12 protein-coding genes are annotated in these 17,061 nt (G+C 44.7%); 2 read left to right on the forward strand and 10 right to left on the reverse strand.

Translation table 11 applies throughout. The annotated features are described in order from the left end of the window. Positions 1–792: 792 nt before the first annotated feature. Together L3V30_RS06145 and znuA are read right to left on the reverse strand one after the other, a co-directional pair. Entirely contained in the window at positions 793–4,170 is a 3,378-nt protein-coding gene (locus tag L3V30_RS06145; protein WP_237308533.1) for an AraC family transcriptional regulator, read from the reverse strand. Positions 4,171–4,371: 201 nt separating this feature from the next. Then, a complete protein-coding gene (gene znuA / locus L3V30_RS06150) occupies positions 4,372–5,259 on the reverse strand; it encodes a zinc ABC transporter substrate-binding protein ZnuA (RefSeq protein ID WP_237308534.1) in 888 nt (295 codons plus the stop codon). A 78-nt stretch (positions 5,260–5,337) separates the two neighbouring features. Here znuA and znuC point away from each other — a divergent pair, with 78 nt between their 5' ends. Both znuC and znuB read left to right on the forward strand, forming a co-directional pair. Then, positions 5,338–6,126, forward strand: a complete 789-nt coding sequence (gene znuC, locus L3V30_RS06155) for a zinc ABC transporter ATP-binding protein ZnuC (protein ID WP_006742704.1) — start codon at positions 5,338–5,340, stop codon at positions 6,124–6,126. After that, positions 6,119–6,904, forward strand: a complete 786-nt coding sequence (gene znuB, locus L3V30_RS06160; protein ID WP_005396067.1) for a zinc ABC transporter permease subunit ZnuB — start codon at positions 6,119–6,121, stop codon at positions 6,902–6,904. The genes znuC and znuB overlap by 8 nt, the downstream gene beginning before the upstream one ends. A gap of 71 nt (positions 6,905–6,975) precedes the next feature. On the opposite strand, the gene sucD is transcribed toward znuB, so the two are convergent. The 8 genes from sucD to sdhC all read right to left on the reverse strand — a co-directional run bounded on the left by sucD (position 6,976) and on the right by sdhC (position 16,684). Beyond that, entirely contained in the window at positions 6,976–7,848 is an 873-nt protein-coding gene (gene sucD / locus L3V30_RS06165) for a succinate--CoA ligase subunit alpha (protein ID WP_005382181.1), read from the reverse strand. After that, positions 7,848–9,014: an ADP-forming succinate--CoA ligase subunit beta gene (sucC, locus tag L3V30_RS06170; protein WP_046874251.1), complete on the reverse strand. Its 1,167-nt coding sequence runs from the start codon at positions 9,012–9,014 to the stop codon at positions 7,848–7,850. Before sucC ends, sucD begins: the two co-directional genes overlap by 1 nt. A gap of 213 nt (positions 9,015–9,227) precedes the next feature. Continuing rightward, positions 9,228–10,436, reverse strand: coding sequence for a 2-oxoglutarate dehydrogenase complex dihydrolipoyllysine-residue succinyltransferase (gene odhB / locus L3V30_RS06175; RefSeq protein WP_005393012.1), 1,209 nt, complete (start codon positions 10,434–10,436; stop codon positions 9,228–9,230). Positions 10,437–10,464: 28 nt separating this feature from the next. Next, complete coding sequence (gene sucA, locus L3V30_RS06180) at positions 10,465–13,290, reverse strand: 2-oxoglutarate dehydrogenase E1 component (protein WP_237308535.1); 2,826 nt, start codon at positions 13,288–13,290, stop codon at positions 10,465–10,467. A 170-nt stretch (positions 13,291–13,460) separates the two neighbouring features. After that, positions 13,461–14,171: a succinate dehydrogenase iron-sulfur subunit gene (locus L3V30_RS06185; protein WP_046874253.1), complete on the reverse strand. Its 711-nt coding sequence runs from the start codon at positions 14,169–14,171 to the stop codon at positions 13,461–13,463. Between the two features lie 15 nt (positions 14,172–14,186). Next, positions 14,187–15,953: a succinate dehydrogenase flavoprotein subunit gene (gene sdhA, locus L3V30_RS06190; protein WP_005393016.1), complete on the reverse strand. Its 1,767-nt coding sequence runs from the start codon at positions 15,951–15,953 to the stop codon at positions 14,187–14,189. Beyond that, on the reverse strand, positions 15,954–16,298 hold the full coding sequence (gene sdhD, locus L3V30_RS06195) for a succinate dehydrogenase, hydrophobic membrane anchor protein (RefSeq protein ID WP_005382169.1): 345 nt from the start codon (positions 16,296–16,298) through the stop codon (positions 15,954–15,956). Then, the gene (sdhC, locus tag L3V30_RS06200; protein WP_017634811.1) at positions 16,292–16,684 is read right to left on the reverse strand and encodes a succinate dehydrogenase cytochrome b556 subunit; all 393 of its coding nucleotides are present in this window, start codon (positions 16,682–16,684) and stop codon (positions 16,292–16,294) included. The genes sdhD and sdhC overlap by 7 nt, the downstream gene beginning before the upstream one ends. Positions 16,685–17,061: the final 377 nt, after the last annotated feature.

The following is a 17,061-nucleotide window of genomic DNA, read 5'->3' on the forward strand; positions in this document are numbered from 1 at the left end:
ATTATTTAATAAGTTTAGGCTGCCAATATTACTCTCCTATAACCCTTCAATCCTTGTGTGAAATCAAAGATTTCATAAATGTTTTCATGCTTTCAAACGTCAACTCCGTAAATTTCCTCTCGTTATTTACGTCAAAATTAACAATTAAAAATCACGACCAATGAAATAAAAATGTCACAAACAAATGGTAAAGATAAAAATTTCCACACAAAACAACAGGTTAGATGACATTTAAAACTTTGTCGTTTTTCTCATATCAACATGGCGTTATTTTTATAAGAAAAATAAGTAACCTCTCGTATAGTTACTCCATCGAGAGGGCAACCTCTCAAATGAATTCCAGAGGTGGCATGGCAACATGTCACTCCGGCAGCAAGCGAAGGTGTCATTGACACCCGTGGTATAGTCCCCCCGGCTATACCACGATATTTTTTTTCATCTCTCTCTAAACTCTTTATCTTATCCACCTTTTCAGCACAGTTCTGTTTTCACGAATTTCGCATACCCCCACTACTCAAATGAACCAACGCACTCTAGATACAAAAATACAACCATTCATCTATTTGTCGCCGTAGGTAAATCCGTCCTCTTAAGCCATGTATGGTTATAGCTAAGAACAGCGCTACTAACAGATAGAGCGTGACCGTGCTTACGTATTGAGAATGGATTTGTAGGCTAGATGTGATGAAGAAGCAATGAGAATCACTGCATTGGTAGCTCTAGAATAGTAGAGCGCTATAAGCAGCTCCCCAGTCTTTTGAATATTCACTAGGGAGTGTGTAATGAGGTTTTTTAGTTGGTTTCTTGGCTTTCTTGAGTCAAAGCAAACTTGGAAGGAGGCAAACCAAAATGCAATTTAAACTTTTGGCTAAAGTAAGAAGGATCATTAAAGCCGCAGTTAAACGCTACTTCGCTGATTTTCTCGCCCGCTAATAACTGCTCACACGCCGTTTCTAAACGAACTTCGGTTACATAATCTTTTAACGTTCTTGACGAGGCTGATTTAAAGCGCCTCTGTAAAGAGCGTTCTGACATGAACAGCATTTTAGCCGCTAAAGCAGTACCAAACTCAGGGTCATGGTAATGCTCAGCCACCAGCTGATAGACTTTTTGCAACCATTCTTTCTCTGGGGTCACTTTATCTTCGACGATAGGTTCAGACTCAAATTCTTGCAAAGATTCATCCACATAACTCATTTCCTTCGCAGTTGGCCATGTAATTTCGATTTTATTTTGAGCGTCGGAAGTAAACACCGCCAAGTATCCTCCACTCGTTGTCACTAACTGGGCAAGATGATCAATACTCAATTCAGAGTGGTTCATATTAGATGGACGCCCGGTCATGACTTTATTAGGCAGTTGCGTCCCATAATCAAGAAAACTCAATGAAACAATATCATTGCCCTCTTCTAGCATGATTCTCACCGTTTGGCCTCGGAAAGAACGCTTGATGATATTGGCAAAAATGCTGTTGAAGATAACATCAAGGTTAAAGCTTTCCAGAGCAATTCGACTTGTTTTTCTCTCATCTTCAAGCTCCACCATAATCCCAGCCTTCGCAAAATCATCTTGCCATACATCAACCACCGATTGAGTTATCTGACTCAAATTGTAATTGTGACTACCGCCGCTAGCTTCGCCAGGAACACTTTTTAACTCATTTAATTGCCATGTCGTTTTCGCCAGATGATCTTCCGTAGCTGCATCCAAAGGTATGGGTAATTTTGCCGCTATAAAATCCACACTGGACTTAATAGATTGCGCCACGTGATCAACCAGCAGGTTTCTGACTTGAATCTGTTTACGTAGCTGTTGGTTACTCGTCAACAACACTCGGCTTTGATGCCTCAACTGGTTAGTTTTGAGTGTCACTTGCGCAGCTAAATCACGGTTAGCCTGTACAACATAGCGAGAGCGCCAGTACATAAGTAGTGCAACCATGGCAATACTCGCGACCACAAAACCTAAAATTGCGAGTTGCGATAAATACCAAGGATTAAGCACAATAAAATATGACTCGAGCCCAACCAATCCAGCAGCGACTTGAGACTCATTACTTACCTGTAGATGGTATTCACCGGAATTGAGATGCTCTAGAGTCAGTTGGCCTCCCTCTAGCGCTTGCCAAGGATCATCGCTATTCAATCGATAATACAAATTTTGGCTGTCTGGTTTTGGCATCACGCCAAATAAGAAACTTAGAGAAGAGCCATACGGTAATTTTATGCCATTCAAATCGGCGCTACCAACTTGTAGAATCTCGTTTTCAAGCACAACTTGGCTCACGATAAACTTCGACTCTGGAGGGTTGGACACAAGCAGCTTGGATGCTTCAGCTTTTACCAACCCGTATTTCGACCCTAGGACGAGCTCTCGCTCACCACCTTCTTTTTGCTGTATAACACTGCAGATTCCTGGTAGAAACTCGTTGTTCATTAAGCCAGACGCCGATGAATAATGCTTCACTAATTCACCCGAAAGGTGGTAATAGCTTAATCCGACAGAAGAGGCTAACCACACACCTTGCCTGTCTCTGATCAAGCAAGCAGGTCGCGCGTTGGGCACACTCATTTCAACAACATGTTTCTCGTTACTTCCTTTAATCGTTTTAAAAACGCCGTAAGATGACGCAAACCACTGACTGCCATCAACCGCCGTGACCATGTCTAATGATTCACCAAATTTTTCGGAATAGCGGATGAACTGGATGTTTTCATTGCTGTATTGATAAATCCCATGATCGGTCCCTATCAATAGAGAATCTTCAGTGTCGTATAAACGCGTAACCTTAGCTGGTAAGTACTGACTTACTAGCCACTCACTTCCAAAATTTCTTACGCTTTGCTTGGTTATATCAACATTGTAAAGATGGTATCCACTTGATACCCAGAGACGATCATTACCATCTACAGTCACGTGCTCCACTGCGTGTCCAGCCATAACCTGTAAATAAGGAAATGTCACTTTGTTAAGACCATTCAGCTCGAATATTTCGAGCCCTTTAGAGGTCGCAAGCCAAAGCATCCCACCTTGAAATGCAAATTCATTGATCTGCGAATCAAGCTCCAAGACTTTGATGTTGCCACTCTCACCTGTCCGGTAAAGCTTTCGGTCATCCGCGAACCAAAGCGCATCATCAGGTCCTGTGGAAGTTTGTCGAATTCGCCCTGATAAGGTTTGCGAGTCGTAACTACTGAAGGTTACTCGTTCAAACTTTTTACTAAACAAGGAGTAATAGCGAATGCCTTGGTTAGTCGCGATCCACATCCCTCCCATGTTGTCACTCAGTAGCGAATAGATCTTTGTATTATCCAGCTCCAGTTCAAGAAAGCTTGCAGGCTCGACTTCTGTCACTTCACCTGACAGGAATGAGTATAAATACAGACCATGCTCAGTCCCCACCCAGTACTCTTGATTTGTCTCAGCGAAAGTCAACACATGAGAGCCGCCAATCTTAATCACCTCTTTATCAGGTTGATAAATATTGAAAATTAATGCCCCACGCAACGTTCCTACCAGAATTTCTCTGCGCGTGTGTGAGTAGTAGATCTTTTCAATGTAGTTCTGACCTGAAGCGACTACATGGTCAAACTTATCTCCTTCTGAAAGATAAAAGCCAGAAGTTGTAGCAAGTGCCCACTTCTCTTCGAGCAGAACTGCATCGTTAATATAAACATAGCTATTGTTGCTATGTTGATAGAGCTGCAACAAAGAAAAGGACTTTAACTCGCTAGTATCGATGTTGTAAGTATAGAAATGTGCGCCATCACTAACCCAAATATAATCTTCAGAAGAACCGATTTTTCTTATTTGCGACCCGGGGTTTAAGCTAAAGACTAAACGTCTTTCTTGATTTGGATAAGTTTGATACACCTCATTCTCAACAAAGGTCCAGAACGAGCCTTCATGATAAGCCAGTTGCTTGGCAGACGTTTGTAAAAAACTGCCTGATTTAGGTAGGATATTTTGGCCATCATAAAACAACACCCGCCCATGCACGTCGTGAATCCACAAGCCCCCTTGCTCACCCAAGAACAATTTTTTAGCCGCAATAAAAGTACCCTTAACCTGAGTCGGCAAAGGGTAAAAGATGGCATTCGCATTATGAAGAGCAAATGCTTGGAAAGATAGGAAAAAGCCCAACAAGACAAGGGCTAATTGGCGTAGCAAGACGAAAACCTTTTATATCAATTTGTGCTCGGTGCCCACCGTCTATATCTTCTACAGCATGGACTTATACGGTTATTTTGAGCTGCTAATTATTGATAATGATATCTCAATTATTGTTTGAGAAAAGGCTCGCCTTGCCAAAGGTTGTAATTCTTACTACTGGATCACGTTAAAAGGACTATTCCTACACAACAACACTACTTAATCCGTCTTTTGGCTCAAGCACTGCTCAAAATTATTCGCCATATTGTTGAGAAAAGTAAAGTAACTGCCCGGTTTTGCTTCAATTGTGCTCCCTAATGGGTCAAGTTCTCCTTTGGCAACTTTACTACCTCGCATCACACTCTGAACGACAGCTGGAGTAAACTGAGGTTCAGAAAACACGCAAGCTACATCTCCTGAACTTAACTTTTGACGAATTTGGATTAAGGTTTTTGCGCCCGGCTTACGATCCGGGCTCACGGTGAAGTGCCCCATTTGATTTAACTCATAACGCTCTTCGAAATAACCATAAGCATCGTGAAACACAAAGTAACCTTTGTCTTTCACTGGCGATAATTTCTTCTTGATCTCTAGGTCCGTCTGGCTGAGCTCAGTTTCAAATTTTTTAAGGTTTTCTTGGTACTGTGCTGCATTTTCCGGATCAAGTGATCCCAGTTGATTCACGACAGCCTTGGCAACTTGTTGTGCTTGACTTACACCTAACCAAAAGTGCGGATCATGTGAACCATGATCGTGGCCATCATGGTCATGGTTGTGCTCACTATCAAACTCACGCAAATCTAGATCTGGAATTTGACTAATAGTCAGCGTATTCGATCTGTCTGACACGACTTTTTCCAGAAACGGTTCGAGATCATGTCCGTACCAAATAACTAAATCAGCAGAAGCGATTTTCTTAACATCCGATGGGCGTAAAGCGTAATCATGGGGCGAAGTGTTAGACTGCAGTAATACATTTGGCGAAGTCACCCCTTGAGTAAGTTCTGTCACTAATAACTGAATAGGTTTGATACTCGTTAGTACCGTTACTGCGTGTGCTGGCAACGTTAGCATCGCTGACGCAGCAAGAATTAATGCTCTTTTCATAGTTTTACTTGGGATATGGTGTAGAAAGTGTGATAATGTTACATTATAACATTATTGATTTGCAAATGAGTTTCATTCATGTCTTCCTTAGTCCATCTTGAGCACTTATGCGTCGAGTTCGATGGCCGCAGAGTTCTCGACAACATTAGTATGGAATTACAAAAGGGCAAAATAACAACCCTAATTGGTCCCAATGGAGCGGGAAAATCAACGTTAGTCAAAGTCATTTTAGGCCTTCAAAAACCGACTAGCGGCAAATTAAACCGACAAAGAAAACTAAAAATTGGTTATGTTCCTCAAAAATTGAAACTCAATGACTCTCTTCCATTGAATGTCACCCGTTTTCTAAATTTAGCAGGAAAATACAGTAAACAAGAATGTATTGATGCATTAAGGCTTGTTGGCGCTGAGCATTTAATTAGTAGTAACATGCATCGCTTATCAGGTGGTGAAAACCAACGCGTATTACTTGCGCGTGCTTTGCTTCAACGCCCAGAGCTGTTAGTGCTAGACGAACCTGCGCAGGGTGTGGATATTCAAGGTCAAATCGATCTCTACGATCTAATTGAAAGCATCCGTCACCGGTTCGATTGCGGTGTATTTATGGTGTCACACGACTTACATTTAGTAATGGCCAAAACAGATGATGTCATTTGTCTGCATCACCATGTTTGCTGCTCTGGTTCACCTGCCACGATTACTCAGCACCCTTCTTACATCGCGCTATTTGGCAATGCAGCGAGAGAATCACTCGCGTTTTATCATCACGACCACGAGCATCATCATCACGATTTATCCGGAACGCCAGTAACTGGCGATGCGACATCATGCTCCAACCATAAACACGGACATCATCACCATGATTGAGTTTCTTCTACCTTCTATTCTTGCTGGTATTGGCATCGCGATCATTGCAGGTCCTCTTGGGTCATTTGTCGTTTGGCGCAAAATGGCTTACTTCGGTGATACCCTGGCACATGCTTCATTGATGGGTTTGGCATTAGGCTTTCTGCTCAACGTGAACCTTTATCTTGCCCTACTCGTTTGCTGTTTAGCACTCGCGGTATTGCTCGTGACACTACAGAAACAACAACTGGTCGCAACCGATACGCTTCTGGGTATACTCGCCCATAGCGCATTATCTGTTGGTCTAGTTTCTGTTAGTTTCTTGGATAATGTCCGTGTTGATCTGATGAGTTACTTGTTCGGTGACTTACTCGCAGTATCTCCGCAAGATCTGATGTTCATTTACGCAGGTGTCGTTGCTGTTAGTGTGTGTCTTTACGTTTTTTGGCGACCTTTATTGTCGAGCACAGTTAGTGAAGAGCTTGCTGCCGTCGAGGGCGTCAATACAGACTTAGTTAGATTGGTGTTAATGCTTATGGTAGGTGTTGTGATTGCCGTAGGAATGAAGTTTGTTGGGGCACTTATCATGACTTCTTTGCTGATCATCCCAGCAGCAACAGCACGTAAGGTCTCTTCATCACCAGAGCAAATGGCACTGTTCGCATCTATTATTGGCTCTGTGGCAGTACTAATGGGGCTTAGCCTATCATGGCACTTCGATACGCCGGCTGGTCCATCAGTAGTAATCAGCGCAACATCTCTGTTTATGCTTAGCCAATTTATTCGCCAAAAATCGTAAAAAGTACCTTGATACAAAAAAGCCTAGCAATAATTGCTAGGCTTTTTTAGCTTTAAGCTTAGAGTTGGAAATTACCAGCCCGTTACTTCACGTAGACCTTGGCCGATCTCTGCTAGAGATTTCACAGTCTTAACGCCCGCCGCTTCTAGTGCAGCAAATTTGTCTTCAGCAGTACCTTTACCGCCAGAGATAATCGCACCAGCGTGGCCCATACGTTTACCAGGAGGAGCAGTTACACCAGCAATGTAGGAAACCACTGGCTTCGTTACGTTTTCTTTAATGTATGCTGCTGCTTCTTCTTCGGCAGTACCACCGATTTCACCGATCATAACAATCGCTTCAGTTTCAGGGTCTTCTTGGAACAGTTTTAGGATATCAATGAAGTTTGAACCTGGGATTGGGTCACCACCAATACCAACACAAGTAGACTGGCCGAAACCTTCGTCTGTTGTTTGCTTAACTGCTTCGTAAGTTAGAGTACCGCTGCGAGATACGATACCTACTTTACCTTTCTTGTGGATGTGACCAGGCATGATACCGATCTTACACTCGTCAGGAGTGATAACACCCGGACAGTTAGGACCGATCATACGAACGCCAGTTTCTTCTAGCTTCACTTTTACGTCGATCATATCTGTTGTAGGGATGCCTTCCGTGATTGTTACGATTAGCTCGATGCCCGCATCAATCGCTTCTAGAATTGCATCTTTACAGAAAGGTGCTGGAACGTAGATAACTGTCGCTGTTGCACCAGTTGCTTCTACTGCTTCACGAACGGTGTTGAATACAGGTAGGCCTAGGTGAGTTTGGCCACCTTTACCTGGAGACACACCACCAACCATCTGAGTGCCGTATGCGATAGCTTGCTCTGAGTGGAAAGTACCTTGACCACCAGTGAAACCCTGACAGATTACTTTAGTGTCTTTGTTAATTAATACAGACATTATTTAGCCTCCGCAGCAGCAACAACTTTCTGAGCAGCATCCGTTAGCGACTCAGCAGCAATGATATCAACATCAGAATTAGCAAGAACTTCGCGACCTAGGTCAGCATTAGTACCTTCTAGACGAACAACAACAGGTACGCTTACACCTACTTCTTTAACCGCACCGATAATACCTTCTGCGATCATGTCACAACGTACGATACCACCGAAGATGTTAACAAGTACCGCTTTCACGTTGTCATCAGATAGGATGATCTTGAATGCTTCAGCAACACGCTCTTTGGTCGCGCCGCCACCTACATCTAAGAAGTTAGCTGGCTTGCCGCCGTGTAGGTTTACGATATCCATCGTACCCATTGCTAGGCCAGCACCGTTAACCATACAGCCAACGTTACCGTCTAGTGCTACGTAGTTCAGTTCCCACTGAGCTGCGTGCGCTTCGCGCTCATCTTCTTGTGAAGGATCGTGCATTTCACGAAGCTTAGGCTGACGGTACAGTGCGTTTGAGTCGATGTTGATCTTACCGTCAAGACATAGCAGGTTGCCTTCACCAGTAATCACAAGTGGGTTGATCTCTAGCAGAGCAAGGTCGTACTGAGAGAACATAGTGCCAAGACCCATAAAGATCTTAACGAATTGTTTGATTTGGTCACCTTCAAGACCAAGTTTGAACGCAAGCTCGCGACCTTGGTAAGCTTGTGGGCCTACTAGTGGATCGATTGCTGCTTTGTGGATAAGCTCCGGCGTTTCTTCCGCAACTTTTTCGATTTCCACACCACCTTCTGTTGAAGCCATGAAAACGATCTTACGGCTTGCACGGTCAACAACCGCACCTAGGTATAATTCGTTTGCAATGTTTGAAGCTTCTTCAACAAGGATTTTTGTAACTGGCTGACCGTTAGCGTCAGTTTGGTAAGTCACTAGGTTTTTACCTAACCACTTTTGTGCAAACTCTTTAACGCCTTCTTTTGTATCGTGCAGCTCTACACCGCCCGCTTTACCACGGCCACCAGCGTGAACCTGACATTTAACTACTTTCTTTTCTGTACTGATACGGCCTGCAGCTTCAAAAGCTTCTTGTGGTGTATCACACGCGTAGCCTTCTGGCACAGGCAAACCGAATTCTGCAAACAGCTGTTTGGCTTGGTATTCATGCAAATTCATTTCGATATTCCGTTTGTTTTTCCCTTAAGGGATTTATTATTTCCATAACGCTGCAGTCTTGGCTGCTTGTACGTCTGTAGGGTCTTCTCAAATCAATCCCTCATCACGAGTACTCATGGTGTGGGATTCAAATGAAGGCCAGACGTTGAGCTAGTCTAGCCATTGAAATTTTTAACGTCTAGCTACCTACGATAACTAGACGTTTTAGCGATATTAAACGTCTAATAGGAGACGTGCTGGATCTTCTAGCAACTCTTTAATCGTCACTAGGAAGCCAACAGACTCGCGACCATCAATTAGGCGGTGATCGTAAGACAGCGCTAGGTACATCATCGGCAAGATTTCAACTTTGCCATCCACTGCCATCGGGCGCTCTTGGATCTTATGCATACCAAGAATCGCTGATTGAGGTGGGTTGATGATTGGTGTAGACATTAGTGAACCGAACACACCACCGTTTGTGATAGTGAAGTTACCGCCCATTAGCTCGTCTACCGTTAGCTTGCCATCACGACCTTTGATAGCCAGTTCTTTGATGCCTTTTTCAACATCAGCGAAACCAAGCTTGTCACAGTCTTTTAGGACTGGTGTAACTAGACCACGTGGCGTTGATACCGCCATGCTAATGTCGAAGTAGTTGTGGTAAACAATGTCATCGCCATCAATCGAAGCATTTACTTCTGGGTAACGCTTAAGCGCTTCTGTTACAGCTTTCACGTAGAAAGACATGAAGCCTAAACGAATACCGTGACGCTCTTCGAACTGATCTTTGTACTGTTTACGAAGGTCCATGATTGGTTTCATGTTCACTTCATTAAACGTCGTTAGCATTGCCGTGTTGTTCTTCGCCTCTAGTAGACGGTTAGCGACTGTCTTACGCAGGCGAGTCATTGGAACACGTTTTTGGCTACGAGCCGCTGCCGGCACGTCAACCACTGCTGGTGCTTCTTCTTTTGGCGCAGCTTTAGCGTTCGCAAGATGCGCTTCAATATCTTCGCGCGTAATACGACCACCAACACCAGTGCCTTTCACTTGGCTTGCTTCTAAGCCATGCTCAGCCAATAAACGACGTACTGCTGGGCTTAGTGCATCATTGCTTTCTTCGCTAAGCGCAGCTTTATGACGTTTATCAGGAGATGCTTCCGTACCTTCTGTTTTATCTGCGGTAGGCTCACCTGCAACTGCACCTGGCTTCAATTTAGCAATGATTTGTTTAGAAAGTACTGTCGCACCTTCTTCTTCAACGATAGCTTCCAAAACACCTGCTTCCGGAGCTGGCACTTCTAGCACGACTTTGTCCGTCTCGATGTCAACCAAAACCTCGTCACGCTCTACTGCGTCGCCTGGTTGTTTGTGCCATGTCGCTACGGTTGCATCAGCAACTGATTCAGGTAAATCTGGAACCAGAATTTCAATTGTCATATCTGTTTCTTCCTTTAACTTCTAGTTCTTAATTCGAAGTTTTTGAGTTCACGTTCAGAGCGTCTTCAACCAACGCTTTTTGTTGTTTCAAGTGCACCGACATGTAGCCAACTGCTGGCGAAGCAGAAGCTGGGCGACCTGCGTATTTAAGATCTGCACCTGCAGGAATAGCGGCACGGAAGTTGTGTTGGCTACAGTACCAAGCACCTTGGTTCTGAGGCTCTTCCTGACACCACACGAAGTCTTCAACGTTAGTGTATTGAGCAATCGCTGCTTGTACTTCTTCCATCGGGAATGGATAAAGCTGCTCGATACGCACGATAGCGACATCGTATTGCTCGTTGTTACGGCGCTGCTCCAGTAGGTCAAAATAAACCTTACCTGAACAGAACACGACTCGTTTTACTTTGCTTGGGTCTAAATCATCTACTTCTGGAATTGCAGATTGGAATGTACCGTCCGCTAAGTCTTCAATTGTCGAAGTACATAGGGGATGGCGCAGCAAAGATTTTGGCGACATAACAATCAGAGGTCGACGCATTGGGCGTACAACTTGACGACGAATCATGTGGTATACCTGAGCCGGTGTTGAAGGAACTACAACCTGCATATTTTGCTCAGCACACAACTGAAGGTAACGCTCTAGACGTGCAGAGGAGTGCTCAGGGCCTTGACCTTCGTAACCGTGAGGTAAAAGCATTGTGAGACCACATAAGCGTGCCCATTTCTGCTCACCTGACGAGATGAATTGGTCAATCACAACCTGCGCGCCGTTGGCAAAGTCACCAAACTGCGCTTCCCAGATAGTCAAACCACCTGGCTCTGCTGTTGCGTAACCGTATTCAAATGCCAATACCGCTTCTTCTGACAGTACTGAGTCAAACACTTGGAATGGACCCTGATTGTCATGAATATTCGCTAATGGAATGTACGTACTTGCATCTGTTTGGTTATGAAGAACCGAGTGACGGTGGAAGAAAGTACCACGACCCGAATCCTGACCAGAAAGGCGAATACGCTTACCATCATCAACTAATGTTGCATACGCCAATGTTTCGGCCATACCCCAGTCGATTGCTTTTTCACCGGTCATCATTGCTAGACGATCGTTGTATAGCTTATTAACACGGCTTTGTAGTTTATGGCTTTCTGGATACTGACAAAGACGATTACCCAACTCGATAAGACGCGTCTTGTCATATTTTGAATCCCACTCCATATCCCATTCATGCCCTAAGTAAGGGGACCAGTCCACAGAGTGCAACGCCATTGGACGCCATTCTTTAACCACCACTTCACCGCGGTCTAATGCGTCGCGGTACTCATTGACTAACTGAGTCGCTGTCTCGATATCTGATTCGTTTTTATCGATCAGAATATCCGCATACAATTTGCGTGGTGTAGGGTGTTTTTTGATTTTTTGGTACATCAAAGGCTGAGTCGCGTTTGGCTCATCGGCCTCGTTGTGACCGTGGCGACGGTAACACACCAAATCAATCACGACATCGCGCTTGAACTCGTTGCGGTAATCCAAAGCAATACGAGTAACAAAAGCAACCGCTTCTGGGTCATCGGCATTCACATGGAAGATTGGCGCCTGAACCATCTTCGCGATATCTGTACAGTACATCGTTGAACGCGTGTCACGAGGGTTAGACGTCGTAAAGCCAACTTGGTTGTTGATAACGATACGCACCGTACCACCGACTTGGAAACCACGAGCCAGTGACATGTTGAACGTTTCGGCAACCACACCCTGACCAGCGATTGCAGAGTCACCGTGGATAGTGATAGGAAGCACTTTGCTACCTTGATTATCACCCAAGCGATCTTGACGTGCTCGCACCGACCCCATGACTACTGGGTTGACGATTTCTAGATGCGATGGGTTAAATGCAAGAGCTAAGTGAACATCACCACCTGGGGTAGCAAAGTCGGCAGAGAAGCCTTGGTGATATTTCACATCACCCGTACCCCAAGTTTCGTCGTGTTTACCGGCAAACTCATCGAACAGATCTTGAGGCTTCTTACCAAGCACGTTCACCAGCATGTTCAAACGACCACGGTGAGCCATACCGATAACCACTTCACGCATCCCACTAGTTCCCGCGTGACGGATCAACTCTTTCGTCATCGGAATCAGTGCGTCACCACCTTCTAGAGAGAAACGTTTTGCACCTGGGAATTTCGCCCCGAGGTAACGCTCCAAACCTTCAGCGGCAGTTAGCTCTTCTAGGAATGTGCGCTTCTCATCTTTGTTGAATGATGGCTGGCCTACGACAGACTCAAGACGTTGTTGGATCCAACGTTTTTGCTCTGTGTCAGTCATGTGCATGTATTCAGCACCGATGGAACCGCAGTAAGTTTTGTTGAGGGCTTCATAGATGTCTTTCAACTTCATGGTTTCTTGCCCAACAGCAAAAGAACCTACGTTGAAAGTTTCTTCGAAGTCATCTTCGGTAAGATTATGAAAAGCAGGGTCTAACTCCGCCACGGTTGGGCGTTGCCATAGACCTAGTGGGTCTAATTCTGCAGCTTCATGTCCGCGGAAACGGTAAGCGTTGATTAGCTGTAGAACTTTTACTTGTTTTGCATCGACATCTGGGTCACTAACTTGGACATTGTAATGCTTTGTTTCTCTAGCGAGTCGACGGAAGTAGTCACGGACACGTGAATGTGGTTGTTCTGCCACTTCTTCTGACGGCTTAGGTAAGCCTTCAAAAACACGTTTCCACTCCTCACTTACCAGATCGGGATCACTTAGATACAGTTCGTAGAGGTCCTCTACATACGTTGCATTGGCGCCAGCCAAGTGTGAAGACTCGAGCCATGCCTTCATCACGCCGTTGTGCATATTTTCCCTTAACCAGTAGTTTTCACGTTTGCTTCGGTCTTTGCCGAGCTATAAGAGCCGACCAGAACTAGTCGGCAATTTTTGTATTCTTTACTCGAAATATTCTTGAAGCAGTGAAGCGGTCATATCGGGTGATCCGCAACACTGCGACATTCCTAAGAGCGAGTAAATTAAACCGAGCGATTAACCAGCATCGACTTAATATGGCCGATGGCTTTTGTCGGATTTAATCCCTTAGGACAAACACTTACACAATTCATGATGCCATGGCAACGAAAAACGCTAAATGCATCATCAAGATCAGACAAACGTTCATCTGTTGCCGTATCACGGCTATCAATTAGCCAGCGGTACGCCGCAAGAAGACCAGCTGGACCGATGAATTTGTCAGGGTTCCACCAGAATGATGGGCAAGACGTTGTACAACATGCACACATAATACATTCGTACAATCCATCTAAATGCGCACGATCATCAGGCGATTGTAGGTTCTCGCGTGATGGTGGTAATGCACCATCATCAATCAAGAATGGTTTAACTTTCGCATAGTTATCATAGAACTGCGTCATGTCAACGATAAGATCGCGCACGACAGGTAACCCTGGCAATGGACGAATAACTATCTTTTCGCCTTGTAGAGCAGATAACGGTGTGATACACGCTAGACCATTTTTACCATTCATGTTCAAACCATCAGAACCACATACCCCTTCACGGCATGAGCGACGGAACGCGATGCTTGGATCTTGCTCTTTTAGCAGAATCAATGCATCAAGCACCATCATGTCTGAGCCTTCGTCTACCTCAAGGGTATACTCTTTCATGTAAGGCTTGGTATCCACATCCGGATTGTAACGGTATAAAGAGAAGTTCAATTTCATAGTCGTATCCTCCCTTTAGTATGTACGTACTTTCGGCGGGAAAGCTTCACGATGCGTTGGCGTCATGTTCACATCACGCTTAGTCATCGCTTCTGTTTCCGGGTTGTAGATAGAGTGGCATAGCCAGTTCTCATCATCACGCTCAGGGAAATCGAAACGAGCATGTGCGCCACGGCTTTCAGTACGGTAGTTCGCCGCTACGGCTGTAGAGAATGCTGTTTCCATCAAGTTGTCTAACTCTAGACACTCAATACGTTGCGTGTTGAATTCAGAAGACTTGTCCGCTAGATGTGCATCTTTCAGACGCTCGCGAATCACTTTCAACTCTTCTAGACCGGTTGCCATCGCATCGCCTTCACGGAATACCGAGAAGCTGTTTTGCATGCATGCTTGTAGGTCTTTACGAATCTGAACTGGATCTTCTCCACCAGTGCTGTTTTCCCAACGCATAGTACGCGCTAGAGATGCTTCAATATCAGATTCTGTTGCAGGACGAGCTTCCGCTTGCGCTGCTAGCGTTTCGCCAAGGTGCAAGCCAGTAGCACGACCAAATACGACTAAGTCTAGTAATGAATTGCCGCCTAGACGGTTTGCTCCGTGTACTGATACAGAAGCAATCTCACCACATGCATATAGACCTTGTACTTCCATCTCGCTGCCGTCAGCCTTTTGCTTGATTGCTTGACCAGACACTTGAGTCGGTACACCACCCATCATGTAGTGACAGGTTGGAATTACTGGAATTGGCTCTTTCACTGGATCAACGTGCGCGAAAGTACGAGACAGCTCACAAATACCAGGCAGACGTGACTCAAGCACTTCTTTACCAAGGTGATCCAACTTCAGCTTAATGTGTGGACCCCAAGGACCATCACAACCACGGCCTTCACGAATTTCGATCATCATTGAACGTGCAACTACGTCACGACCAGCAAGGTCTTTCGCGTTAGGAGCATAGCGCTCCATGAAACGTTCGCCATCTTTATTTAGAAGGTAACCACCTTCACCACGACAACCTTCTGTAACAAGAACACCTGCACCAGCGATACCCGTTGGGTGGAACTGCCACATTTCCATGTCTTGCATAGGTACACCCGCACGCAATGCCATACCTACACCGTCACCAGTGTTGATGTGTGCGTTAGTGGTCGACGCGTAAATACGACCTGCACCACCTGTTGCTAGAATCGTTGCTTTTGATTTGAAGTAACAGATTTCGCCTGTTTCCATACAAATCGCAGTACAGCCCATTACGGCGCCGTCTTGGTTTTTCACCAAGTCTAGTGCATACCATTCCGAGAAAATGGTGGTTTTGTGTTTCACATTTTGTTGGTAAAGCGTATGCAGAAGCGCGTGACCTGTACGGTCCGCAGCAGCTGCTGTACGTGCAGCTTGCTCACCACCAAATTCTTTTGACTGACCACCGAATGGACGTTGGTAGATAGTACCGTTATCAAAACGAGAGAATGGAAGACCCATTTTTTCTAGTTCGATAACGGACTCAGGGCCATTTTTACACATGTATTCAATCGCGTTCTGGTCACCAATGTAATCGGAACCTTTAACGGTATCGTACATGTGCCATTGCCAATCGTCTTTGTGCGAGTTACCCAGAGCAACGGTAATACCGCCCTGTGCAGACACAGTATGAGAACGTGTTGGAAATACTTTTGATAACAAAGCACATGATAGGCCTTGTTCTGAAATTTGTAGTGCAGCGCGCATACCTGCACCACCAGCGCCGATTACTACGGCATCAAACTCACGAACTGGAATAGACACTTACGCACCCCACAGAATAAATAGACCAGAGAAGACATAGCCGAATAGCACGGCAATAACACCAAGTTGCAGTGCGCCACGCAGTTTCGCGCACTTAATGTAATCCGTTAATACCTGCCACAAACCGACCCATGCGTGGATCAGGATCGAGACAAGTGCCAACATGGTGAATACTTTAGTGAAGGTACCACCAAAGAATTGGGTCCAAGATGCGTAAGAGATATCTGAAAATGCACAGAAGCTAATCAGATAAATCGTGTATAGCGTCATAATGATTGCAGTTGCACGAATTAGTAGGAAATCGTGTACACCATTACGACCAAATGAAGATACGTGTTTTACCATACCAAGATCCCCGCCAATAATGATAATACTGCTGTTGCACCAAACGCGACTTTAGCGCTCATCGTGCCAGAATCTAGCTCTTCAAAGTGACCTAGATCCATCAACAAGTGACGGATACCACCTGCAATGTGGTAGGCAAGTGCAGTAAGAATTCCCCACAGGATGAATTTTACGAAGAAGCTATCGACGATGTCAGCGGCTTCCATAAAACCCATTGGGGATGACAGAGAAATGGACAGTAACCACAGTAGTATACCCACCGCAACAAACGTAATTACCCCAGACACACGGTGTAGGATGGATGCGATTGCTGTGATAGGAAAGTGGATGGTCTGTAAATCTAAATTAACAGGTCTTGACTTTCTTTCTTTCACGGGCTTGCTCACTCAGCTCCATTGAGCATTTATTGTTATAACCAATTTCAGCTTCCAAACGTACAAAAGTTAACATCTATTTAACAAATATCGCGAGTAACCACCCAGATAATTGTAAACAACTTGTTAACAATCGGAGTCCAGCAACAAACCTCACTCTTTGTTTCTAGCCCCGAATTTATAAGGATTTAACTAAAATTTTCTTAGCCAATATACGGCGAGCAACATTCTAATACAATTGGTGTAACAAATTATGCTACATAGAACAGATTTTTAACGATTTTCATGAGAAAAATCATAACAAGTGCACACAAAGATGGAGAAAAATTGACTTTAAGCTTTAACAACAGTACAAAAATGGCACATAAACATCCTGGACGGATTAAATA

Source organism: Vibrio sp. A1-1 (genome assembly GCF_021728175.1).
Taxonomy (GTDB): Bacteria; Pseudomonadota; Gammaproteobacteria; order Enterobacterales; family Vibrionaceae; genus Vibrio; species Vibrio diabolicus.

Coding starts and splice junctions, on each gene's coding strand:
- sdhD (WP_005382169.1), bottom strand. CDS start 16,298: ATGGTAAAACACGTATCTTCATTTGGTCGTAATGGTGTACACGATTTC.
- sucC (WP_046874251.1), bottom strand. CDS start 9,014: ATGAATTTGCATGAATACCAAGCCAAACAGCTGTTTGCAGAATTCGGT.
- znuC (WP_006742704.1), top strand. CDS start 5,338: ATGTCTTCCTTAGTCCATCTTGAGCACTTATGCGTCGAGTTCGATGGC.
- sucD (WP_005382181.1), bottom strand. CDS start 7,848: ATGTCTGTATTAATTAACAAAGACACTAAAGTAATCTGTCAGGGTTTC.
- odhB (WP_005393012.1), bottom strand. CDS start 10,436: ATGACAATTGAAATTCTGGTTCCAGATTTACCTGAATCAGTTGCTGAT.
- znuA (WP_237308534.1), bottom strand. CDS start 5,259: ATGAAAAGAGCATTAATTCTTGCTGCGTCAGCGATGCTAACGTTGCCA.
- L3V30_RS06185 (WP_046874253.1), bottom strand. CDS start 14,171: ATGAAATTGAACTTCTCTTTATACCGTTACAATCCGGATGTGGATACC.
- sucA (WP_237308535.1), bottom strand. CDS start 13,290: ATGCACAACGGCGTGATGAAGGCATGGCTCGAGTCTTCACACTTGGCT.
- znuB (WP_005396067.1), top strand. CDS start 6,119: ATGATTGAGTTTCTTCTACCTTCTATTCTTGCTGGTATTGGCATCGCG.